General features: G+C 47.4%; 23 protein-coding genes and 1 pseudogene. 13 read left to right on the forward strand and 11 right to left on the reverse strand.

All coding sequences use genetic code 11. From position 1 onward, the window contains the following. Positions 1 to 101: 101 nt before the first annotated feature. Both ACR2PX_RS27825 and ACR2PX_RS27830 read right to left on the reverse strand, forming a co-directional pair. Positions 102 to 329 carry a hypothetical protein gene (locus tag ACR2PX_RS27825; protein ID WP_434002608.1) on the reverse strand — a complete coding sequence of 76 codons (228 nt, stop codon included), beginning with the start codon at positions 327 to 329 and terminating at the stop codon, positions 102 to 104. A 116-nt stretch (positions 330 to 445) separates the two neighbouring features. Further along, positions 446 to 988, reverse strand: coding sequence for a gamma carbonic anhydrase family protein (locus ACR2PX_RS27830; protein ID WP_434002609.1), 543 nt, complete (start codon positions 986 to 988; stop codon positions 446 to 448). Between the two features lie 378 nt (positions 989 to 1366). On the opposite strand from ACR2PX_RS27830, the gene prlC reads away from it, so the two are divergent. After that, complete coding sequence (gene prlC, locus ACR2PX_RS27835) at positions 1367 to 3403, forward strand: oligopeptidase A (RefSeq protein WP_434002610.1); 2037 nt, start codon at positions 1367 to 1369, stop codon at positions 3401 to 3403. A gap of 127 nt (positions 3404 to 3530) precedes the next feature. Then, positions 3531 to 3788: a YheV family putative zinc ribbon protein gene (locus ACR2PX_RS27840; RefSeq protein ID WP_434002611.1), complete on the forward strand. Its 258-nt coding sequence runs from the start codon at positions 3531 to 3533 to the stop codon at positions 3786 to 3788. A 140-nt stretch (positions 3789 to 3928) separates the two neighbouring features. Here the strand turns inward: ACR2PX_RS27840 and ACR2PX_RS27845 are convergent, their stop codons facing one another. After that, positions 3929 to 4579 (reverse strand): hypothetical protein, encoded by a 651-nt coding sequence (locus tag ACR2PX_RS27845; protein ID WP_434002612.1) that lies wholly within the window; start codon positions 4577 to 4579, stop codon positions 3929 to 3931. 1270 nt (positions 4580 to 5849) lie between these two features. Between ACR2PX_RS27845 and coxB the strand changes: the two genes are divergently transcribed. Genes coxB through ACR2PX_RS27865 form a run of 4 tightly spaced genes read left to right on the forward strand, consistent with a single transcriptional unit; the run spans position 5850 to position 10180 of the window. After that, entirely contained in the window at positions 5850 to 7091 is a 1242-nt protein-coding gene (coxB, locus tag ACR2PX_RS27850; protein WP_434002613.1) for a cytochrome c oxidase subunit II, read from the forward strand. 11 nt (positions 7092 to 7102) lie between these two features. After that, on the forward strand, positions 7103 to 8704 hold the full coding sequence (gene ctaD / locus ACR2PX_RS27855) for a cytochrome c oxidase subunit I (protein ID WP_434002614.1): 1602 nt from the start codon (positions 7103 to 7105) through the stop codon (positions 8702 to 8704). After that, positions 8704 to 9273, forward strand: coding sequence for a cytochrome c oxidase assembly protein (locus tag ACR2PX_RS27860; RefSeq protein WP_434002615.1), 570 nt, complete (start codon positions 8704 to 8706; stop codon positions 9271 to 9273). Before ctaD ends, ACR2PX_RS27860 begins: the two co-directional genes overlap by 1 nt. A gap of 10 nt (positions 9274 to 9283) precedes the next feature. Continuing rightward, a complete protein-coding gene (locus tag ACR2PX_RS27865; RefSeq protein WP_434002616.1) occupies positions 9284 to 10180 on the forward strand; it encodes a cytochrome c oxidase subunit 3 in 897 nt (298 codons plus the stop codon). A 51-nt stretch (positions 10181 to 10231) separates the two neighbouring features. Here ACR2PX_RS27865 and ACR2PX_RS27870 read toward each other — a convergent pair whose 3' ends face one another. Then, a complete protein-coding gene (locus ACR2PX_RS27870) occupies positions 10232 to 10447 on the reverse strand; it encodes a twin transmembrane helix small protein (protein ID WP_434002617.1) in 216 nt (71 codons plus the stop codon). A 137-nt stretch (positions 10448 to 10584) separates the two neighbouring features. On the opposite strand from ACR2PX_RS27870, the gene ACR2PX_RS27875 reads away from it, so the two are divergent. From ACR2PX_RS27875 to ACR2PX_RS27900, 6 genes are read left to right on the forward strand one after another with little or no spacing between them, the layout of a single operon-like run. Next, positions 10585 to 11361, forward strand: a complete 777-nt coding sequence (locus ACR2PX_RS27875; RefSeq protein ID WP_434002618.1) for an SURF1 family protein — start codon at positions 10585 to 10587, stop codon at positions 11359 to 11361. Next, positions 11362 to 11997, forward strand: a complete 636-nt coding sequence (locus tag ACR2PX_RS27880) for a hypothetical protein (protein WP_434002619.1) — start codon at positions 11362 to 11364, stop codon at positions 11995 to 11997. Positions 11998 to 12013: 16 nt separating this feature from the next. After that, entirely contained in the window at positions 12014 to 13117 is a 1104-nt protein-coding gene (locus ACR2PX_RS27885; RefSeq protein WP_434002620.1) for a COX15/CtaA family protein, read from the forward strand. Continuing rightward, a complete protein-coding gene (gene cyoE, locus ACR2PX_RS27890; RefSeq protein ID WP_434002621.1) occupies positions 13114 to 14031 on the forward strand; it encodes a heme o synthase in 918 nt (305 codons plus the stop codon). The genes ACR2PX_RS27885 and cyoE overlap by 4 nt, the downstream gene beginning before the upstream one ends. A 45-nt stretch (positions 14032 to 14076) precedes the next feature. Beyond that, a complete protein-coding gene (locus ACR2PX_RS27895) occupies positions 14077 to 14739 on the forward strand; it encodes an SCO family protein (RefSeq protein ID WP_434002622.1) in 663 nt (220 codons plus the stop codon). Positions 14740 to 14762: 23 nt separating this feature from the next. Continuing rightward, positions 14763 to 15272, forward strand: a complete 510-nt coding sequence (locus tag ACR2PX_RS27900) for a DUF29 domain-containing protein (protein ID WP_434002623.1) — start codon at positions 14763 to 14765, stop codon at positions 15270 to 15272. A gap of 65 nt (positions 15273 to 15337) precedes the next feature. Here the strand turns inward: ACR2PX_RS27900 and znuB are convergent, their stop codons facing one another. The 6 genes from znuB to ACR2PX_RS27930 form a co-directional block, all read right to left on the reverse strand. Then, positions 15338 to 16150 carry a zinc ABC transporter permease subunit ZnuB gene (znuB, locus tag ACR2PX_RS27905; protein ID WP_434002624.1) on the reverse strand — a complete coding sequence of 271 codons (813 nt, stop codon included), beginning with the start codon at positions 16148 to 16150 and terminating at the stop codon, positions 15338 to 15340. After that, positions 16143 to 16994 carry a zinc ABC transporter ATP-binding protein ZnuC gene (gene znuC, locus ACR2PX_RS27910; RefSeq protein ID WP_434002625.1) on the reverse strand — a complete coding sequence of 284 codons (852 nt, stop codon included), beginning with the start codon at positions 16992 to 16994 and terminating at the stop codon, positions 16143 to 16145. The genes znuB and znuC overlap by 8 nt, the downstream gene beginning before the upstream one ends. Before the next feature lie 2 nt (positions 16995 to 16996). Continuing rightward, on the reverse strand, positions 16997 to 17476 hold the full coding sequence (locus tag ACR2PX_RS27915; protein WP_434002626.1) for a Fur family transcriptional regulator: 480 nt from the start codon (positions 17474 to 17476) through the stop codon (positions 16997 to 16999). 141 nt (positions 17477 to 17617) lie between these two features. Continuing rightward, entirely contained in the window at positions 17618 to 17947 is a 330-nt protein-coding gene (locus ACR2PX_RS27920; protein WP_434002627.1) for a hypothetical protein, read from the reverse strand. Further along, on the reverse strand, positions 17947 to 18768 hold the full coding sequence (locus ACR2PX_RS27925; protein WP_434002628.1) for a hypothetical protein: 822 nt from the start codon (positions 18766 to 18768) through the stop codon (positions 17947 to 17949). The genes ACR2PX_RS27920 and ACR2PX_RS27925 overlap by 1 nt, the downstream gene beginning before the upstream one ends. A gap of 81 nt (positions 18769 to 18849) precedes the next feature. Then, positions 18850 to 19260, reverse strand: a complete 411-nt coding sequence (locus ACR2PX_RS27930; protein WP_434002629.1) for a DUF2782 domain-containing protein — start codon at positions 19258 to 19260, stop codon at positions 18850 to 18852. A 157-nt stretch (positions 19261 to 19417) separates the two neighbouring features. Between ACR2PX_RS27930 and polA the strand changes: the two genes are divergently transcribed. After that, positions 19418 to 22156 carry a DNA polymerase I gene (polA, locus tag ACR2PX_RS27935; protein ID WP_434002630.1) on the forward strand — a complete coding sequence of 913 codons (2739 nt, stop codon included), beginning with the start codon at positions 19418 to 19420 and terminating at the stop codon, positions 22154 to 22156. A 793-nt stretch (positions 22157 to 22949) separates the two neighbouring features. On the opposite strand, the pseudogene ACR2PX_RS27940 reads toward polA, so the two are convergent. Continuing rightward, positions 22950 to 23068, reverse strand: a pseudogene (locus ACR2PX_RS27940) (IS701 family transposase); the annotation flags it as partial.

Below are 23068 nucleotides of genomic sequence, written 5' to 3' on the forward strand. Positions count from 1 at the left end.
AACCAATCCTGACTTATTCTGCTGTATACGAATCACCACCTACGATGAAGAGAAAGGTGGTGATGCTTTGGGGTTGAGGAGATACCTGGCTTGGAAGCGTTTCAGATAACGAAGTTTTTCTGGGCAACTAACAACGCTAATCTAGCTTGCTTGTCTTTAACGTATCCTGAACTTTGCTCAGCGGTTTGTGCACTGAGATTTTCATGAAACTTTTCGGCCTGCTTTTCAGCGTTGTAGATTTCCTGATTATCCAGCTGACTGTCAGCAACCCAGTTAGTCTGCGTCTGGTGGGTAGCCGCTGTATCTACTGGTTTGATGGCTTCGCTCATGATTATTCTCCCCAAATCATGTATTGATCTGGGAAGATTAGGTCTAGTTGGTACGAGTGTCTGTACTACTATGGGCGAAAATGAACTTTAGTTATATAAAATATATTTTTAATAACTTATTTAAGATCCAAATATTCATCTTTCAGCTTTACGTAGTTACCCGCGCCATAAGAGAAGAAAGCTTTCTCTTTTTCACTGACTGGGCGGACTTTCTGGGCTGGGTTGCCTTTGTAGACATAGCCGCTTTCCAGTCTCTTTCCTGGAGGAACCAGACAGCCTGCTGCAACAATGACCTCTTCTTCAACAACAGCCCCATCCATGACCACGGCTCCAATCCCGATCAGACAGCGGTTGTGGATAGTGCAGCCATGCAAAGTCACTTTATGCCCAACAGTCACCTCGTCACCAATGATCAGAGGGTAGCCATCAGGGTTAAAAGAGCTGGCATGAGTGATATGCAGGACAGAACCATCCTGAATACTGGTGCGTGAGCCAATACGGATGCGGTGCATATCTCCCCGCACAACCGCCATGGGCCAGACCGAGCTGTCTTCTCCGATCTCTACGTCACCCAGCACCAGAGCGGTTTCATCGACAAATACTCGATCATCCAGTTTTGGAGTATGACCCCTGAAAGTTCTGATGGAACGGCTGCTCATAGTCTTTATCGCTCTGTTCTTTGTTGTCTGGCCTTGGGGTTGGCCATTTCCACATTGATACTAGGAGCCTGTCGGACTTAAGACTATTTCGGCCTAAACTCCAGAAAGAACGGCCCAATTATTCGATGAATTCGATTAAATAGGTCAACTATTCTCACGAATCCATCGAATAATTCGACTCGTTCTACTGAAATTTATGCTCGAAAGCATAAGACCGACAGACTCCTGGGACTTTTTGGTCACCCGGTTTGGGCCACACTTGTTTTTCAAGTATTGCATTGTCCTTGAAAACCGATAATCCTGCACCCATAGACATAATAAGAACGTACAGACTTGAGTCTGGACAATAAACAGCGAGAAACAGCGAGCATCTGAAATATGAGTAACCCACTGCTGGACACCTGTGAACTGCCTCCTTTTGCCAAAATCAAACCGGAGCATGTGAAGCCGGCTGTTGAGTCGATCATTGCCGAGAGTGAGCAGGCGGTTGATGCACTTCTGGCTGAAAAGTCTCAGGCATTCAGCTGGAACACTCTGCAGGAGCCTATGGATACTCTGGGAGATAAATTGAACCAGGCGTGGTCTCCCGTTGGCCATATGAACGCTGTCGTCAACACCGATGAGCTGAGAGATGCCTACAATGCCTGTCTTCCTCTGCTCTCCGAATATTCAACACGTTTGGGTCAGAATCAGGACCTCTATCAGGCTTATCTGACGCTTTCCGAGTCTGCCGAATTCGAAACCCTGGACAAGGCTCAGAAAAAAGTCATTACCGATAATCTTCGCGATTTCAAACTGGCCGGTGTTGCCCTGCCCCAAGAGAAAAAAGCCCGTTATGGTGACATTCAAAAGCGTTTATCTGAATTGACGAGCAAATTCTCTGACAACGTTCTGGATGCCACTATGGCCTGGTCCAAGCTGATTACGGATGAGTCAGAGCTGGTTGGACTGCCAGAGTCTGCATTGGCAGGAGCCAGACAGCTGGCAGAATCCAAAGGTCACAGCGAAGGCTGGATGCTGAATCTGGATTTCCCCAGCTATTTTCCTGTGATCACTTACGCAGATAATCGTGAGCTGAGAGAAGAGGTTTATACCGCATTCAGTACCCGGGCATCCGATCAGGGTCCTAATGCTGGTGAGTTTGATAATTCAGACAACATTAATGAAATCCTCAAGCTGCGCCAGGAGCTGGCCGAGCTGCTGGACTTTAACAATTATGCAGAATACTCACTGGCCACCAAAATGGCCGACTCTACTGATAAAGTCTTGGAGTTTCTGGAAGATCTGGCCCGTCAAAGCAAGCCTCAGGCTGAAAAAGAACTGAATGAACTGAGAGCGTTTGCCAATAAAGAGCATGGCGCTGAAGATCTGCAGGCTTGGGACATTGGTTACTATGGCGAGAAGCTAAGACAACAGCGTTACTCTATTTCCCAGGAAGAGCTGCGCCCCTGGTTCCCGTCTGAGAAAGCAGTGAGCGGCATGTTCTCCGTTGTAGAGCGTCTGTTTGGCATTACGGTTGAAAAGGTGGCCGATGTTGAAACCTGGCACAAGGATGTCAGCTTCTTCAATGTGGTTCGAAACGGCGAAGTGATTGGACGTTTCTATCTGGACCTGTTCGCCCGTGAGCACAAGCGGGGTGGTGCCTGGATGGATGAGTGCCGGGTGCGTCGCAAGATTGGAGATAAAGTCCAGCTACCAGTGGCTTATCTGACGTGTAACTTCACTCCTCCCGTTGGTGATCAGCCTGCATTGCTGACTCATGATGAAGTGGTTACCCTATTCCACGAATTTGGCCACGGTCTGCATCATATGCTGACACAGGTTGATTATTCTGCGGTATCCGGTATTAATGGCGTTGCCTGGGATGCTGTAGAATTGCCCAGCCAGTTTTTGGAAAACTGGTGCTGGGAAGAGGAAGGTCTGGCCCTGATCTCCGGGCATTTTGAAACGGGTGAGGCTCTGCCAAAAGACAAACTGGATAAACTTCTGGCCGCTAAAAACTTTCAGTCTGCCATGATGATGGTGCGTCAGCTGGAGTTTTCACTGTTTGATTTTAAGCTGCACAAAAACTTCAGCAGTGGAAAAAGTGTTCAGGAGATTCTGGACGAAGTGCGCAGTCAGGTGTCTGTAGTCACTCCTCCGGCTTTCAATCGTTTCCAGCATGGCTTCAGCCATATTTTTGCTGGTGGTTACGCAGCAGGCTACTACAGCTATAAGTGGGCTGAGGTGTTGTCTGCTGATGCGTTCTCTCGATTTGAAGACGAAGGCATATTCAACCGCCAGACCGGTGAATCCTTCCTCCATGAAATTCTGGAGAAAGGCGGTTCCGCCGAGCCTATGGAACTGTTTGTTAATTTTCGTGGCCGTGAGCCAGAAGTTGACGCCCTGCTGCGTCACTCTGGTATTTTTGCATAAACAGCCATGAGCGAAGAAAAAGACTTAGATTGTGAGCTGCTGGCTCATGATCTGATGAAGCAATCAAGCCCTGGGATCATTGGGTCTCAGGGCTTCATTATTTTTATAGGCTATTGGCATCAGAGCTATGACAACGAAAAGGTTTATTGCCGGAGCAGTCTGTCCATCCTGTGGTCATCAGGATTCGGTGAGAATGTACAGTGAGAACGGTGAGAATTTTCGCGAGTGTGTGGATTGCGGATTTTCGGATGAGATGGAAAAAGATCCTTCTCTTACGGGGAAACCTCCAGTGACGAGGGTCTCCCCAGAAGATATGAAGTCGAATGATGATGCTAACAAGGACAGCGGTGTTCAGATCGTACGAATACTGGATCAAAAGCCTTGAGTTCGAAAACAAAAATTGTCATTAACCTTTCTAGATACGGTGCTTTGCTTGAGCAAAGCGCCTGGGCGTTTGAGGCCTGACAAGCGTTTTTCAAATACAGTCCTATGCATTAACGTCTACTTCAATCGCCAGCGTTCGGATCAGGCTGCTGACGTAAATTTCAGTTCAATGCCCATACGGCTTGAGAGGCAATTCCATTTTGACCAGGTGGATATCCATTGCTCTGGATTTCGGTTATTCACGAAGTCTTTGAACATTCGATCATTATAAACTTCCTGAGAACGCATCATCTGCTTTACCGTCTGCTCAACAATCTTGTCCAGCTCATTACCGAACTCTTCACCCAAAATGGCATGAATGATCAGGTTGGCCCAGGTCATATTCATTGGGATCAGGGTGCATCCGGTTTTGGACAGATAACTGTCGTTTACTTCTTCAATCAGTCTGTGAGCAAAGTAGGCCTTATCCAGCAAATCAAACAGTCCTACTTCATTGTGAGATTGCAGAACAGGTGCCAGAAAGTTCTCTTCGGCGATGCTCAGAAAGGGGGATATGAAACTCTCGATTTCCAGTTCCTGTGAAGCCTGGTCCAGTGCTCCAAGAAAATTAGGCACATGATCAATGTATTCATCTGCAAACTTCAGCAGGGTTTCACTGGCCATGTCTTCGGGAAGTTCAATCGTATGATGCAACTGTTCCAGTTGCTGACAGACAAGCGACTGAAGATGGCATGAGCCTTCTTCGTGCTTTCGGGCACAATCGATCAGATTGCTAATTGCCTGCACATCCATGATGTGTCTCCGTTGCGTTGAGATCAAAGTGGGTACTGCAACGTCATTGTGAAGCTGATAAAAGACCATAGTGCCATCTAGAACACAAGCTTTTTTAAATACCTCTTTTTCATAATATGAAGATCTTTTATTCATTAAAGTTAAAATAATATAAGACTGTAAAACACGATAAAAATGAAAAAGTGCAAGCCCTTGTGCAGTCAAAAAAATGACGCACTATATATGCTTAAAAAGGTAAGTCTGATGGAGAATCTTGAAGATGAAATGAAGATTTTGTTAATAGACTGATTGGATGTTCGAATCCGTGATAGGGATCACAATGCAATGGTGGAGAAATAGAAAAATTAACACAATGTGCAAACAGCGGTTCTTTTCCTTAAATGAGCAGAAGCCTAATAGAGATCCACTCTTCTATTAATGCTCAAGATTATGGCCAGTTAAAATCCCCCTACCCTTATTTAAACGACAAGTGACGGTTTAATTCAAGATATTTTTTAACAAGACTCTTTTCATTTCCTGCAATCATGTTGTTTAATGAGGTTCTGGGACTATACTCAGTGAGCGATTATTGTCAGACTGAATTGTCACGCAATGCGTATCACGGGTATTGGTATTTGCAGGGTGTTCCTGTGTTGTGGGTTTTGCAGGTTGGGTCCGAAGTAGTATGACGTTGTCAGTTACTTAACGGTCGCTTGTGATTGAATATTGGCACTTTGGACTTCCGCAGGCAGCCTCGAGCTGGGTTATTTCTTTTTTCTCCATGAGATAAAAGAAATAACAGGCAAGCGGTTGGTTGGAAGTTCTGTTCGTTAAGTGCACTGAGGTTTTTCAGGCAAGATGCTGTGATAGCTCCTGTCCAGTGGACATATGTGGACGATAGGGGCTAACGACAATAAATTAAGTCAGTAAACGCTGTTCTGGTATACAGGTAAACCTGTCCAGATTTTCTCGATTACTGCTCCAACACCTCTGAAAGCAAGGCTTTGGGTCTGCTCAATAATAATAAGAAGTCTCCGCCTGGTCTGGGCGGACAGTCAGGGGATGTAAGGGAATGTTGCAGCACGCACTAGCTCTCTTTCTTTTGATAAAAGCTGCCGTAAGCGGGACAAAAAGCATGAGCGGGAAATATCGCCCACCCTGGATGTTACAAGTGGCGAGGTTTCGGTATGGCAGCCTTTTTCAAATAATTTGGTCATCATTGTCATGGCTGAGATCAAGTGGAAGCTTGGTTTCTTTGTCTCGTTTCAATTTTAGAAAACGACTTTCTTTGATGCAGAAAGGAATCGGTCAGTCTTTCTTATGGTTTTTGGCCAGCCTGTCAGGTTTTTTGATTCCCACTCGCGTTTTCGCTGACTGGGAAGTCAATATGACTGAGGGTGTTACTGCAGTCAGTCGATCCATTTACGATCTCCACATGGCCATATTTATTATTTGTGTCGTGATAGGGATTGTTGTATTTGGTGTCATGTTTTATTCCATCTTGATGCATCGTAAATCAAGAGGAGCAAAACCCCATCCGTTTCATGAAAGTACCCTGGTTGAAATACTGTGGACGACCATCCCATTTTTAATTCTGGTGGGCATGGCTATTCCGGCAACCAAAACACTAATAGATATTTACGATACTGATGAAGCCGAAATTGATATCAAGATTACGGGCTATCAGTGGAAGTGGCAGTATGAGTATCTGGGTGAAGAGGTCTCTTTCTTTAGTAATCTTCAAACGCCTCCTGAACAGATTTATAACATTCGCAGTAAAAATCCCAATTATCTTCTGGAAGTAGACGAACCGCTGGTATTACCTACCGGTAAAAAAATTCGGTTTCTGGTGACTGCTGCGGATGTTATTCATTCCTGGTGGGTACCTGCATTTGCCGTTAAGCGGGATGCTATCCCAGGTTTTATAAACGAAGCCTGGACCAACATAGATCGACCCGGAATTTATCGTGGCCAGTGTGCAGAACTTTGCGGAAAAGATCATGGCTTTATGCCGATTGTGGTGGATGTCAGAACACCAGAAGATTACGCAAAATGGCTGACGGAAAAGAAAGAAGCGGCTGCTAAAGAGAGAGAGCTGACCAGCAAGGACTGGACGATGGTTGAGCTAATGGAACGCGGTAAGAAGACTTACGAAAAAGTCTGTGCGGCCTGCCACCAGGTTAACGGTGAAGGTATGCCACCGATTTTCCCTGCTCTCAAGGGCTCGAAAATGGCCGTCGAGAAAGATCAGATCAAGGCACATATTGATATTGTGGTGAACGGTAAGAAAGGCACAGCTATGCAGGCCTTTGCTGCTCAGTTAAGTGAAGTCGATATTGCGGCTGTTATTACCTACGAAAGAAACGCCTGGGGTAATAATACCGGTGATCTCATCACGCCCAAGCAGATTTTGGAGTACAAGCAAACCGGGGAGTACAAGACAGCAGATACTGAAGACTCAGACAAGTCTTCTGTTGTCAGTAAAGCGACGGCTGACAAGCCGGCAATAAACCCACATCAGGCTGGACTGTGAGGAATACAACCATGACTGCTGTGACAGACACATGCTCTAATAAAGAGCCGAATGAACATCATGACCATCACGGCCCTGCCAAGGGCTGGATGCGCTGGGTGCTGACTACGAACCATAAAGACATAGGCTCTATGTATTTGTGGTTCAGCTTTATCATGTTCCTGACCGGTGGTGCGATGGCGATGGTTATCCGGGCGGAACTGTTCCAGCCGGGTATGCAGATTGTCGACCCCGGCTTTTTCAACCAGATGACGACCATGCACGGTCTTATTATGGTATTTGGTGCGGTCATGCCTGCCTTTGTCGGGCTGGCCAACTGGATGATCCCGTTAATGATTGGTGCGCCAGACATGGCTCTGCCAAGAATGAATAACTGGAGTTTCTGGATTCTGCCTTTCGCTGCAGTGATGCTGGTTAGCACTCTGTTTATGGAAGGGGGGGGACCTAACTTTGGCTGGACATTCTACGCGCCGCTATCAACCACCTATGCACCGCCTTCTACTACTTTCTTTATCTTTGCTATTCACATGCTGGGGATCTCGTCGATCATGGGGGCGATCAATATTATCGCCACCATTCTGAATCTGCGGGCACCGGGCATGACCATGATGAAGATGCCGCTGTTCGTTTGGACCTGGCTGATTACGGCGTATCTGTTGATTGCTGTTATGCCTGTTTTGGCCGGCGCTGTGACCATGATGCTGATGGACATTCACTTCGGTACCAGCTTCTTTAATGCAGGTGGTGGTGGTGACCCTGTTTTGTTCCAGCATATCTTCTGGTTCTTTGGTCATCCGGAAGTGTACATCATGATCCTGCCCTCATTCGGAATCGTGTCAGCTATTTTGCCCACCTTTGCCAGAAAGCCACTGTTTGGCTACACCTCAATGGTGTATGCCACCGCGAGTATTGCTTTTCTGTCGTTTATTGTCTGGGCACACCACATGTTTACCGTAGGCATTCCACTGGTAGGCGAACTGTTCTTTATGTACGCCACCCTGCTGATTGCTGTTCCTACAGGAGTGAAGGTATTCAACTGGGTAACCACTATGTTCAGGGGGGCTATGACTTTTGAAACTCCCATGCTGTTCAGTATTGCCTTCGTGGTGCTGTTCACAATAGGTGGTTTCTCAGGACTGATGCTGGCTATCGCGCCAGCGGATTTCCAGTACCACGACACCTATTTTGTAGTGGCTCATTTCCACTATGTACTGGTGCCTGGAGCAATTTTTGCCATCTTTGCAGCGGTCTACTATTGGTTGCCCAAGTGGACGGGTCATATGTATGACGAGACCTTGGGTAAGGCGCACTTCTGGTTATCCTTCATCGGTATGAACCTGACTTTCTTCCCTATGCATTTCATAGGACTGGCAGGAATGCCCAGGCGTATTCCCGATTACGCCCTGCAGTTTGCGGACTTCAACATGATTGCCAGTATTGGTGGTTTCATGTTCGGGACCACACAGCTGTTCTTCCTGTTCATTGTGATCAAGTGCATCAGGGGTGGCGAGAAAGCCAAAGATGAAAGCTGGGAAGGTGCAGAGGGGCTGGAGTGGAGTTTGCCTTCGCCAACCCCTTATCACACGTTCACCACGCCACCGGATGTGAAGTAATGAGTGAGAAGGATGACGCCCCGGTCGACCTGTCGCGAAGAACTGTTATCAAAACAGGTCTGGTGGCCGGCGGTATGTTTGGTTTTGGCTTTGCCATGGTCCCGATTTACAACGTGTTTTGTAAGGTGACAGGACTCAACGGCAAAACCGACCCAAATCCTTACCAGTACAACGCTGAAACGGCTGAGGTGGATACCAGCCGAAAGATTAAAGTGCAGTTTGTGGCAACAAAAAATGCTGGGATGAGTTGGGATTTCAAGCCAAGTGCCACTGAGGTTGTGGTTCATCCTGGCCAGGTTGGAGAGCTGGAGTTTTTTGCCCGCAACCCCACCGGTGAACGCATGATTGGCCAGGCCATTCCCAGCGTTTCACCTTTTCAGGCCACTAACTATTTGCACAAAGTAGAATGTTTCTGCTTCACCACCCAGACTTTGGAAGCAGGCGAAGAAAAAGTCATGCCGCTGAGAATTATTGTGGATCAGGCATTACCCCGGCATATCACCAAACTAACACTGTCGTACACGCTGTTTGACGTGACGACAATGGGAGAGAGGACACTGCCGTCCTGAGGAGATTCTGATGGCTCAAGAAGGTGAAGGTACCTACTATGTTCCGGCCCAGAGCAAATGGCCGATCATAGCCTCGATAGGTCTTTTTACCATGCTGTTAGGTGCAGGCATGATGATGAATGACATGTCTGCCGGGGTAAAAGATTCGTTTGCACATTATGTGTTTTTAGGTGGCTCGCTGATCATGGCCTACATGCTGTTTGGCTGGTTCAGTAATGTCATCGAGGAGTCTCAAAAGGGGCTCTACAGTGCACAGATGGACCGCAGCTTCCGCTGGGGTATGGGCTGGTTTATCTTTTCGGAAGTGATGTTTTTTGCGGCATTCTTCGGAACGCTCTTTTATATCCGTTATTTTGCTGTGCCCTGGCTCGCCGGTGAGGGTGACGGTGTTTCCACCCATGAACACCTCTGGCCTGAGTTTGAGGCTGCCTGGCCGCTGATGACTAACCCGGATAATGAAACCTTTCCGGGTGCCAAGGGGTTGATTGATCCGTTCCATTTACCCTTACTGAATACTCTGTTGCTTGTGGCTTCCAGTATTACTTTGACGATTGCTCATCATGCCCTCAGAAAGGCAGAAAGAACCAAAGTCAAAGTCTGGATGATCCTAACTCTGATCCTGGGTTTCGCGTTTCTCTATTTTCAATTTGAAGAGTATGCCGAAGCCTACAATGATCTGGGTCTGACACTGAGTGCGGGGATCTATGGTTCAACCTTCTTTATTCTGACCGGGTTTCATGGCGTTCATGTAACTCTGGGTGCCATGATGCTGTTGATCATGCTGGTGCGAATTTATAAAGGTCATTTCGAACCGGACAACCATTTTGCTTTTGAGGCATCCAGTTGGTACTGGCATTTTGTGGATGTGGTCTGGATCGGCCTGTTTATTTTTGTCTATTTGATATGAGGAGAGTACCGCTACTTCCTGCTGGAAGTGGCGGTTACCGATTCCCAAGACTCAGCGATACAACCAGGGAGCATTACTGTGAATGTCTCCAAACAGCCAGGCCACCACGATGATCAACATGATCAGGGCGGTCAGGCCAACCCGGGCGGTGAGAGAGTTCACCAGTTTGGCAGAACTGCCTTCACCCTTAAGTAAAAAGAACAGACCTCTGCCCAGGCAGAAAAGCACTGCAAGAAATAGAAGAACAATAATAATTTTTAACCACATAAAAAGCTCCCTGCTGATGCTTAGGTTATGAAAAATAGGTTGCTTGGTTGTTTTTTACATCTATGTATGGCGCAACTATTTTTCATACGCTATAGGCATTCAGATCAGAATAACAGTGGAGTTTGGTAGAGCACCAGATGTTGAAGTATAGCCAGTTTAGTTATCGACCCTTGATGAGCTATCGCGTTAAGTTGTCGCTGTTGGTGGTGCTGCTTTTGCCCCTTCTGATCAAGCTGGGGTTTTGGCAGTTGTCCCGATATCAGGAGAAGCTCGAGCTTGAGCAGACCCTGGCAGAGCGACAAACCATGCCTGCACTCAGCCTGTCTGATGTCAGTCGTTTTGCTGATTCCATGTATCTTCCAGTAAGTGTCCGTGGTCGTTTTCTTTTCGATCGAGCTTTTCTTCTTGATAACCAGATCCATGAAGGCCGCGCCGGCTATGATCTGATCATGCCATTTCTCTCTAATGACGGTCAGTATCTGTTGATTAACAGAGGTTGGATGCCAGGCCAAACCAGAGAAAAATTGCCAGAAATCGATACGCCAAAGGGTGAACTGGAGTTAACGGGCAAGCTTTATCGGTTATTGGGCACGCCGTTCATGCTGGGAGAAGATGCCTGGAAAGAAGGGTGGCCAAAGCGTATCCAGGCCATCAATTTTGAACGAATGGGTAACGCGTTGGAACAGACTCTTCCCTACTACATTCTGAAACTGGGAGAGAACCAGACTAGCGCTTATCTGGTTCGACCTTTGGCGATGAAAACAACCTCCCAGAAACACCTTGGCTACGCTATTCAATGGTTTTTAATGGCGCTGGTGTTACTTGGGCTCTATCTCTGGCAGATGAGATCGACAGCCATGAGCCAAAGGAAGCAACCGGAACCGATATCAGCGACAGGCAGAGGAGAAAAATAAATGGGACAGGACGTTGTTGAACAAACGGCGGATAAAAATGCCGGTAATGGCAGCGAAAAGAAAGTAAAAGCTCGCTGGCAACTGGCTCTGGTGATTCTGATGCCTTCACTGGCTATGGGACTGGCCTGGTACTTTTATTTTTTTGGTACTCAGTTTGTGCCTGATGGACGCACTAATAGAGGTGAACTGTTATTACCACCCAGCAGCTTTGAAAGTATGACACTTGAGAAGAACAGGGAAATGTTTGGCCTGCAATCACTGGAGGGACGCTGGGGGATTCTGGTGTTTGGTGATGAGGCATGCTCCGATCAGGCTTGTCAGGCGGCTCTTTATCAAACACGTCAGGCTCATCTGGCACTGGGAAGAGACAGTGAACGGGTAATCAGGCTGTTTATCGCCCCGACACCGAATCCTGAACTGAACAAGCGTGTATTGAGTGAGCACCCTGACTTGATCTGGTTGGGAAGTACAAAAGAATCGGTTTTAAACGCTCTTGGAAAAAAAGAGTGGCCAACCAATGGTTTTTACATCGTCGATCCCTTGGGGAATATCATGATGAAGTACCAGCCAGGGCAGTATGGTGGAGACTTGTTGAAGGACTTAAGGAAGTTGCTAAAGGCTTCAAATATCGGCTGACATTGAGGTGTGTTCTATGACAACAGCATCGATTACAAAAACAATAAGCCAAACAAATGCCTATAGCCATAAAAAGCAACAAAGAACGGGATTTTATCTCTCCCTCTTTGCGACTTTGCTGGCCGCTGTCGTTGTCGGTTTGGGGGCGTATACACGACTGGTGCACGCTGGACTGGGTTGCCCTGACTGGCCGGGTTGTTATGGCCTTTTGACCGTGCCGGAAACGGCACAGGAAATTGCCATGGCTGAGACACTCTATCCTAATGCGCCGGTTGAAGTAGATAAAGGCTGGGCGGAAATGGTGCATCGTTATGTGGCGGGCTCCTTACTGCTGCTGGTTCTGGTGATCGCCATTCAAGCTTTCCGGAACAGAAAAGAGCCGGGACAGCCCCTGAAACTGCCTTTGTTTATTCTGGGGCTCATTATTGTGCAGGCTGCATTCGGGATGTGGACGGTGACATTAAAGCTCTGGCCTCAGGTTGTGACCGCACACCTTCTGGGAGGCTTTGCCACCTTCAGTTTGTTATTTTTACTGACGCTTCGCTTATCCAGGCTGAAATGGATGAAACTGCCGGCTTCAGATCAGAAAGATCGATTACGAGGATTGGCCGTTGCCGGGCTTCTGGTGGTGATTCTACAAATCACATTAGGAGGTTGGACCAGTTCCAACTATGCCGCACTGGCCTGTCCCGACTTTCCTATGTGTCAGGGACAGTGGTTGCCTGCCGCTGATTTTGCTGACGGCCTGAATATCAGTCAGTCCATTGGCCCGAATTATCTGGGTGGAAAAATGGACTCTGAAGCCCGGACTGCTATACATCTTTTACACAGATTGGGGGCACTGGTCACCACGGTACTGCTGCTGATTCTGTTTATGCAGGTGCTTCGATATGGCAATGCTCAGTCGTCTAATGGCGGAAACAGTCTGAGAATACTTGCTACCTTGATGCTACTGGCTCTTCTGGCGCAGGTCACTTTAGGGATCAGTAACATCCTGGGCAGTCTTCCACTTTCAGTGGCAGTGGCCCATAACCTGGGAGGTGCTGTTTTGCTGTTGACTCTGGTCGCTCTCAACTTCCGTCTGAACATGTCTGAAGGATTCAGTGAGGTTCAATCATGAGTAAGGTCATTCAAAAGAACGGTAGCGCATCCATTCAGGACTCAGCTCACTGGCGGGACTATCTTGAGCTGACCAAGCCCAGGGTTGTCGCCCTGATGATCCTGACGGTTGTTATAGGCATGTGCCTCTCGACGCCCGGTATGGTGCCTCTGGATATTCTGATCTTTGGTAATCTGGGTATTGCCTTTTCGGCAGCTTCTGCTGCTGTTATTAACCATGTTGTGGATCGACAGATTGACACGGTTATGGCCAGAACCCACAAAAGGCCTGTAGCCACAGGTCGTGTTGAGCCTCTGCAAGCCTTATTGTTTGCCTTTATTCTGGGCATGCTTGGTATGGGGATTCTGGTCTTTCTGGTGAATCCTTTGACAGCCTGGCTGACTCTGGCATCACTGATTGGGTATGCCGTGATTTACACCCTGATCCTGAAGCGGGCCACCCCACAGAATATTGTGATTGGCGGGATTGCCGGTGCCTCCCCTCCCCTGCTGGGATGGACGGCAGTGACTGGACACTTTGAAGGTCATGCCCTGCTTCTGGTTCTGATTATTTTTGCATGGACTCCCCCTCATTTCTGGGCTCTGGCTATCCATCGCAAAGATGAGTACGCCAAAGCTGATATTCCCATGTTGCCTGTTACTCATGGTGAGGCTTACACCAAGCTTCATATCCTGCTTTACACATTGATCATGATTGTCGTCAGTGTCTTGCCATTCCTGACCGGTATGAGTGGTATTCTCTATCTGGCCGGTGCACTGATTCTGGGAGGGCGGTTTCTCTACTGGGCCATTGCTCTTCTGCGAGAAAGCAGACCGCATGCCGCTATCAAGACGTTCAGGTATTCAATTACCTATTTGATGTTGCTCTTTGTAGTACTGCTGGTGGATCATTACGCGTTTTATTTATGGCTTTAACAGGCTATTGGCTTATAAGGGGCTGAAGGCTCCAGAGGATTTTTCATGGCATCCAGGATGAGAGGCAGCGTGAACAAAACAGTATTGGTTCTGGTGGCCATTGTAGCGGTCGTTATTGGTCTGACATTCTACAAACACATGAACAAACCATCACTGACTTTGGAACAGTTACAGCAGATGGGCACAGTCGTCTTCGACAAGCCGCGTAGTTTTGAAATGAAGGGAATGCTGGACAACAAGGGACAACCTTTTACCAAGGCCAATCTTGAAGGGAAATGGTCGCTGGTCTATTTCGGCTATACCTTCTGCCCTGATATTTGCCCGACAACTTTGGGTCAATTGAACCAGATGGACAAGCTGCTGAAGAAAAATAACCCTGAAATGGCTGAGAAAATGCACTATTTCATGGTAACGGTTGATCCACGCAGGGATACGGTGGAAAAACTCAACGGCTATGTTCCCCATTTCAACCCTGACTTTGTCGGTGTGACCGGTGATCAGAAAAACATTCACAACCTCACAGTGCAGCTGAACATTCCTTATACACCTGTGACGGATCCAGAAGATGAGTACTATCTTGTGGATCATGGTGCCAACCTGGCCATTATCAATCCGAGAGGAGACTATCACGGCTTTATTCGCCCTTCTCTGGATTCAGACAAGCTGGCACGGGTAATGGTGGCTGTTGATGAACTCTATCAGGACTGAAATAAAGTGGAAACGGAGGAATCATGATGGACAATCTGTATAACACTGATTACAGCCTCTGGGTTCAGCAGCAAAAAGAATATTTGAAAAATCGTCAGTTTGACCGGCTTGATCTGGAAAACCTTATTGAGGAAGTTGAGGATATGGGCAAGCATGAACCCAGATCTATGGAGTCTCATCTGGTGATCCTGCTCATACATTTGCTGAAATATCAGTATCAAACCTATGTCATTAACCCGAATCTTTATGAGTCCGTAGAGTTCAGAAGCTGGTATGAAAGTATGGATAATGCCAGGCGAGAGCTTAGGAAGTTGCTACGTGGCAGTCCATCTTTAAAGGCCAAAGTTAGCAATATCATGCTTGACGCGTACCAGGATGCCAAAGCAGAAGCTGTAAAGCAGATGAATCGATATATCAAGCAGGAGCATTTAAAACTGACAGGCTCAAGCTTTCCTGTCGATTGCCCCTGGACCTTTGATGAAATTATGGAAGAAGATTGGTTGCCGGGGCAGCCCGTTCAAGCTCAAGAGTGAGGTTATATCAATACTTCTCCATAAAAAAGCTTTTCTATCAGCGCGCTTGCGCCTTTTTTAAATACTCATGACTGGCTATAACCGGTCATGAGTATATAGCTGCGCTTGAAGTTCAGGCTTAAAACAAAAATCAGGAAGCTGAAGACAACAACGGAGGGCCCTGCCGGTGTATCCAGCTGCCATGAGGCGGCCAAACCTCCTGCGACACTAAATAAACCAGTAAGGCCTGCAGTCACTGCCATTTGTTCCGGTGTTCTCGAAAACCTCTGAGCAGTCGCGGCAGGAATAATCATCAGAGAAGTGATCAACAGTACACCAACAATTTTCATGGCTACGGCAATCACCAGAGCCATCATCAATGTCAGAATAAACTTGGTTCTTCGGACCGGAAAGCCTTCGACCTGAGCCAGCTCGGCATGAATGGTCATCGCCAGAAGAGGCCGCCACAGGCAGGCCAGGGTAATGAGAACCAATGCGCCTCCGCCAAATATCCAGAACAGATCTTCTGGTGCCGTGGCCAGAATATCGCCGAACAGATAGGACATCATGTCGATCCGAACGTTCTCGGCAAAGCTGACAGCAACAAGACCCAGGGAGAGACTGCTGTGTGCGAGAATCCCCAGTAATGTGTCTGACGCCATTTTCTGTTGCTCCTGAAGAGAGACCAGCAGAGCAGCAAGAAACAGGGAGCAAACAATAATTGCCAGGTTAAGATCAACGTCGAGCAGCAGCCCCAGAGCAACGCCCAGAAGTGCTGAATGAGCAAGAGTGTCGCCAAAATAGGCCATCTTCCTCCAGACAACAAAACATCCTAAGGGACCTGCCACTATGGCAACCCCGGATCCTGCCAGCAGCGCAGTGAGGAGCAATTCAGGCATGATTGCTCCCGTTGTCATTCTTGTGGATGATATGACCATCAACGGCATGTTCATGGTCATGATGATGGGTGTAAACAGCCAGCTCTTCGGATTCTCCGCCAAAGAGCTTCAGGTAAGCCGGATGCTGGCGCACCTGGTGGGGATGACCTGAACAACAGAGATGCTGATTCAGGCAAACAACCCGATCTGTCGAAGCCATGACAAGATGAAGATCGTGAGAAACCATCAGAACAGAACATCCGTGCTCGTTTCTGAGTTCAGTAATCAGGTGATAGAGCTCTTTCTGACCATTAACGTCGACTCCCTGGACAGGTTCATCAAGCACCAGCAAATGGGGCCTGTGCAGCAACGCCCTGGCCAGCAGTGTTCGTTGAAGTTCTCCGCCTGAAAGAGTATGAACCGGAGAATTGATGACATGGTCCACACCGGTTCTTTCCAGTGCTGAAATAATTTGCTGTTCTGGTTGGCCGGTCAGAGAAAGAAAGCGTTTGACGCTAAGGGGCATGGTTTCGTCAACATGCAGTTTCTGAGGCATATAGCCAATTCGTAATCCGGCTTTCATTGATCGGCTACCTGAATCAGGTGCCTGTAGACCCAAAACCACTCTGACCAGGGTCGTTTTACCGGCCCCATTCGGGCCAATTAACGTCACGATTTCACCGGGTTTTACGTCCAGGGAAATGTCGGTGACTACTTCCCGCTCCCGAAAAGCAACATGGATATTGTTCAGCCTGATTAACGTCTCTTCAGACATGTTTGTATTAAGATCCTTTGTCGTTGCTGTTTTACGGCTGAAGATCCCCATTTTATTGAGGATTCTGCCAGTAGCTTTGTCTGAGCTCATATTTACTCCTGCACTTTCTGGCAGTTTGAGCACAAACCGGTGAGCTCGATAGCGGCATCAGTAATCTTGAATCCCTGATCTGTGGCACAGGAAGCAATGGACTGGTTGATGGCCAGATTGTCTATTTCCTGTGTCACCCGGCAGTTTTGGCAGATGAGAAAACAGCTGTTATGTTTTTTGCCGGGGTGCGGGCACCCAATAAAAGCATTAAGGGAGGATAGACGGTGAATCAGGCCCTGCTCCAATAAGAAATCAAGAGCGCGATAAACGGTGGGTGGTTGAGCTACCCGCTCTTCCTGCTTGGCCAGTTCGGCCAGAATGTCATAAGCGCCCACAGGCTGATGACTTTGCCAGACGAGTTCCAGAACTTTTTCACGGAGATGGGTCAGTCTTGCGCCCCTTTGCTGACAGAGAGATCGTGCTTCCTGCAGGGCTTCTGAAATACAGACATGGTGGTCGTGAGGCTTATGGACACTGGTCATGACAAAGAGGGTTAGCGAGTGAAAGATGTTATATCATAACCAAACCGTGCCCGGATAGAAAACTGTAGTTTGATGGTTCTGTGCAGGGCACGTTTTAGAATAGGCGCAAGCGTCTGTTAGTGACTGAATTTTAGTTATAACTCATTGCTGGTTTTTAAGCCCCTGGTTTATCAACCGGACATGGCAATAAAAGGCGATGCCACAAAAAGTCAGGCCGATTAGCCAAAAGTAAATGCCTGCGGGCAACTCCATAGCAAGATGAGAGGTGGCGGTAACCATAGAAAAAGCGATGATGGTCAGGGACCATTTTTTGCCCCAGACCGCTTTGACAGTCAAAAATACAGTAAGTATGGAAATGCTTAATATGAATAAAATATCTTTTAATGGGCTGAACTCAAATAGTCGAAAAGCGGGTAATATATTCCACGCTAGAGCCAAACCCAGAAAAACACAAGCCAAACTCCCTAGCATCAGTCCATCCCTCTGACCAAATAAATCGTTGTATTTCTAACATGACCATCCAGAGCACTGGACAGAAAAGACAGGCTGGCAGCAATAGAGTCACGTAATGTCAGTACAGCGCCCTCAGATAACACACGGGGTCTCATTCGTCTGGGTAATGTTTGGGAACGCAGTAATGCTTTGATTTCTCCCTGAGTAGCGTGGGGGCGGTTGGTTTTATGAATTTCCCGCGTCAGCCGTAACCTTTCCTGCCGATTTAAAACCTTTTTTCGAGCAGACCTCAGACTAATGCCTGCCCTGCCCAGAATTCCCATCACCCGAACGGTCGCAATGGCTGAAGCGCCAACGCCCAGTAAAGAGACGCCATCTAATACTTTCATGGTTGTTTGATAGGTGGGTGAGTTATCCATCACTGAGTTTAAATCCGGATTGGTGTACTCATTGTATGTTCGTACTCCTGACGCAATACAACTTCCAATTGTTGCAGTAGTAGCCGCATAACCAATCGAAGTTAGTGCCAGGCTACTGCCACCGGTAAAAGGGGAAGTGGCGGCTGAACCAAAAGTGACCAGTGTCGCTATAACCGCTGCTGAACAGTTGATGGCGGCCAGCCCAGCTTCTCGGGAGACTTTGGCCATATCAACGGGTGACTTGGTAGTGGCGTCAATGACCAGGTAATCCCCTGCTGCCTGACACATCTGAGAGGCAGGCTTGCGGAGGATTTCAGGGTAATCGTCCCGATTCAGCACAACACCGATGCCGGTCAAGGCACCTATGTTGTCAATTTTATGAAGAATCTGGTTTTTTATTGTACTGGGTAGGGCTTCCATTTTCGTACATCCTTTGACGTTTAAATCAGACTTCTTGTCTCAGTCAAAATGCACTATACCAAATCTATTATCGGATGCGATCTACTTCCACTGAAAAATAGTCCAGGATGGAATCAACATGCCTGGTCTGCTGGGGTCTGTGAAATTGCCCATATGATCAGCGGCAACCAGGTAATAGGGTTTGCCCACTTTAGGGATCACCTGGATACCATAGAGAAAACCATTAATGCGGTATTCCCTGATGGTTTCATTGTTACCGGGACGAATGACCACCGTAGTGTCATCTCTTTGCTCCAAATCTTCCGGACGAAGGTTTTTGGGGATTTTTTCAAAGTCTTCTTTGCTAATAACAGCCGATTCAGGCTGGCCAACTTTGGGTGGTTTTTCGAGAGCGGCTTCTGTTGGGTTAGAAGAAGGTGGTGAACTGGTGCAGCCGACAAGAAACAAAGACATGAATGCTGCAAGAGTCAGTGAGCCTGTTATTGATTTCATAGCGTGCCTTAAGGAATAACCATGTGTCCGGCAAGAAAAAGAGATTAGAATAGCAGTCTACTCCAATATTAAATTTGTAGCTGTCTATTCTCGGTCAGACTCCCGGTATCGTCTTCCGAATGCTACTGCTACCTATTAACCAGAGATCGATTCAGCAATGTCAGATCAAGCCAGTACGCCCCTTGTGCTCGTAGATGGATCTTCTTACCTCTATCGGGCCTTTCATGCTTCAGAACGAGCGAACCTGAGAACATCAGACGGTCGTCCAACAGGCGCGATCCGAGTGATGACTAACATGCTGAAGAGTTTGCTGAAGGAATACCCGGGCAGTTCTGTTGCGGTTGTTTTTGATGCCAAGGGTAAAAACTTTCGGCATGACATGTACGAAGAGTACAAAGCAACGCGTAAACCCATGCCGGATGATCTGCGATCACAGGTTCAACCTATTCATGAAATTGTTCGTGCTCTTGGGATGCCGTTGCTGATGATTGATGGTGTAGAAGCAGACGATGTCATCGGAACACTGGCAAAAGAAGCCACTGAGAAAAAAATTGATACCGTCATCTCAACCGGTGACAAGGATATTGCCCAGCTGGTATCAGAGCATGTCACCCTGATAGACACTATGAATGACAGCCGAACGGATCTGGACGGCGTTGTGGACAAGTTTGGTATTCCTGCTCATCTGATCATTGATTACCTGGCCCTGATGGGAGACTCCAGTGACAATATTCCTGGCATGCCCGGTGTTGGTCAGAAAACAGCATTGGCTCTGTTGCAGGGGATAGGCAGTATTGATGAGATTGCTAAACGTCTGGACGAAGTGGCAGCTCTGGGATTCAGAGGCAGCAAGAACTTTGCTCCCAAGTTTGAAGAGCATAGAGATATTGTTCTGCTTTCCAGGGATCTGGCCACGATCAAAACCGATGTTGAGCTGCCCGTTGCCATTGAAAACCTGAAAGCAGAACCGGTTGATAAAGAGAGTCTGCTGACGCTGTATAAAGAGTATGAGTTTCGTTCCATGGTGACTGAGCTGGAAAAAGGCATGGAAGGCAGCTCAGAACCTGAACCTGAGAAACCTGCCCTCAATGCTGAATATGAAACGGTTCTGGATAAGGATACTTTTAGCCGTTGGCTGAAGCGGTTGAATGATGCTGAACTGTTCTCATTTGACACAGAAACAACCAGTCTTGATTACATGGAAGCGGAGCTGGTCGGATTGTCTTTTGCGTTAGAAGCAGGAAAAGCCGCTTATGTTCCAGTCGCTCATGATTATGTTGGATCACCTGACCAGCTGGATCGAAAATGGGTGCTTGAGCAGATCAAACCTCTGCTGGAGAACCCTGAAAAGAAAAAAGTCGGTCAGAATCTGAAATACGATAAGAGTGTGCTGGCCAACTATGACATCAATCTGGAAGGTATCTACTGGGATGCCATGCTTGAGTCGTATGTTTTGAACTCTACCGCTACCCGCCATGATATGGATAGCCTGGCCCAGAAATACCTCGATCATCAATGCATCTCTTTTGAAGAGATTGCTGGCAAAGGCAAAAAACAGCTCACGTTCAATCAGATTGATCTTGAAATAGCCGCACCCTATGCAGCGGAAGACGCAGATATCACTTTGAGACTGCATGAAACTCTTGCTCCTCAGCTGGAACAAGAGTCTTCTCTCTACTCGGTCTTTAGGGATATTGAAATGCCTCTGGTGGGCATTATGTCCCGAATGGAAAGGCAGGGGGCCAAGGTCGATGGCCATTTGCTGGCCCAGCAGAGTATGGAGATTGGCATGCGTCTGAATGAGCTGGAAAAGCAGGCACATGACGCCGCAGGAGAGCCTTTCAACCTGGCATCTCCCAAGCAGCTACAGGCTATTTTGTTTGAAAAACTAGGCCTGCCGATCATCAAAAAAACTCCTAAAGGGCAGCCTTCTACCGCTGAAGAAGTACTTCAGGAGCTGGCTTTGGATTACCCTCTGCCAAAGCTTTTGATTGAACATCGTGGGCTCAGCAAACTGAAATCAACATACACCGATAAGCTGCCCCAAATGATCAATCCGGCGACCGGACGAATTCATACTTCTTACCATCAGGCTGTGACGGCAACAGGTCGTTTGTCCTCTTCCGATCCTAATTTGCAGAACATTCCTATTCGCACAGAGGAAGGCCGCAAAGTCAGGCAGGCCTTTGTTGCTCCTAAAGGTTATCAGCTGATTGCTGCAGACTATTCTCAAATTGAGCTTAGAATCATGGCGCATCTTTCTGATGATGCTGGCTTGCTGGACGCTTTTGCCCAGGGGCTCGATATCCACAAAGCGACAGCGGCAGAAGTCTTTGGTGTGACTCTGGAAGAGGTAACCTCTGATCAACGAAGAAGTGCCAAGGCTATTAATTTTGGTCTGATTTATGGCATGTCTTCTTTTGGGTTGGCCAAACAGTTGGGTATTTCCAGGAAGTCAGCACAAGAGTACATAGACCTTTATTTTGATCGTTATCCTGGCGTTCTTCATTACATGGATCGAACCAAAGAATCTGCCAAGGAGAAGGGATACGTTGAGACCCTGTTTGGCCGAAGACTCTACCTGCCAGAAATTAATGCTCGTAATGGTATGCGTCGACAGGCTGCTGAGAGGACTGCTATCAACGCCCCCATGCAGGGAACCGCTGCGGATATTATTAAAAAAGCCATGGCCAATGTTGATCAGTGGCTTTCAGAGAGTGAGCTTGACGCCAGAATGATTATGCAGGTTCACGATGAATTGATTCTGGAAGTCTCTGAAGAGCAATTGGAAACCGTCAAAGCAGGCCTTGTGGAAAAGATGGCCCAGGCTGCAAAGTTGAAGGTGCCATTACTGGTAGAAGCTGGCACCGGATACAACTGGGATGAAGCCCACTGATGGGAGTGTCAGGCTAAAATATAGCGGAAGTACTTTCTGAAAAGTACGAGACAAGAAAAAGCCAGGGGAAGCCCTGGCTTTATTTTTTTCGGTAACACTCAAGCTGCGTCCGACCTGAACTCTGCTTCACTCTGGAAGCATTTAACCACCTACTCAGAAGGCTCGAGCGCTACTGCTTTGTTCTTACTTCCGTTCTGTTTCAGAACGGATATTGTTTTCTTCGCTTATGGCTGTTTAGTGTTGGCTTCCTGCCTGAGTAAGACTAGCCTTTCCCAGGTGTTACAAGGTTGTCTTTTGTAGTCTTGGCGTTACTGATTATGTAAATGATGCAGCTTTGCTTCACGGTAGGATTCATCATGAAACACTTGATTTGAGGAGAGCGTTTTTAATTTTTTCTGATCATGGGGAACTTTCTTCACATTGTATTGTCTCAGTATAGGTAGGGAGGCAAAAAACCTTTCTACAGACTCCTTGTGTGTTTAGTGTTGGTAAAACTGCAGTGCTGTGTTCCCCGACACAGTCTGCAAAGAACCGGTGACCGCCCCCCCTTGGTGACCGGTTTTTTTTTGCCTGAAGATCGGCCAGAAAAAAATCGAAAAAATTTCTTCAGCTGGGAACTTATTCAGATTTCGGTTGTCTCAATCTATGTAGGGAGGCAAAAATCTTTCTACAGACTCCTTGTGTGTTTAGTGTTGGCAAAATGGCAGAGCAGTGTTCCCCGACACAGTCTGCAAAGAACCGGTAACCCCCCTTTGGTAGCCGGTTTTTTTTTGCCTCCAATAAAGCTTAGGACTTACGCATTGATGGCACCTGCTAATTTTGGTAGCAGGTGGTCTTTACTCTTTGCAAAACTCTCAATGAATTTACCAACCGTCTCTTTAAATAGCCCCCGTTGGTGCTGATAAATATTCG

It is taken from the genome of Endozoicomonas sp., from assembly GCF_051008435.1.
In the GTDB taxonomy this organism is placed as follows: Bacteria; Pseudomonadota; Gammaproteobacteria; order Pseudomonadales; family Endozoicomonadaceae; genus Endozoicomonas_A.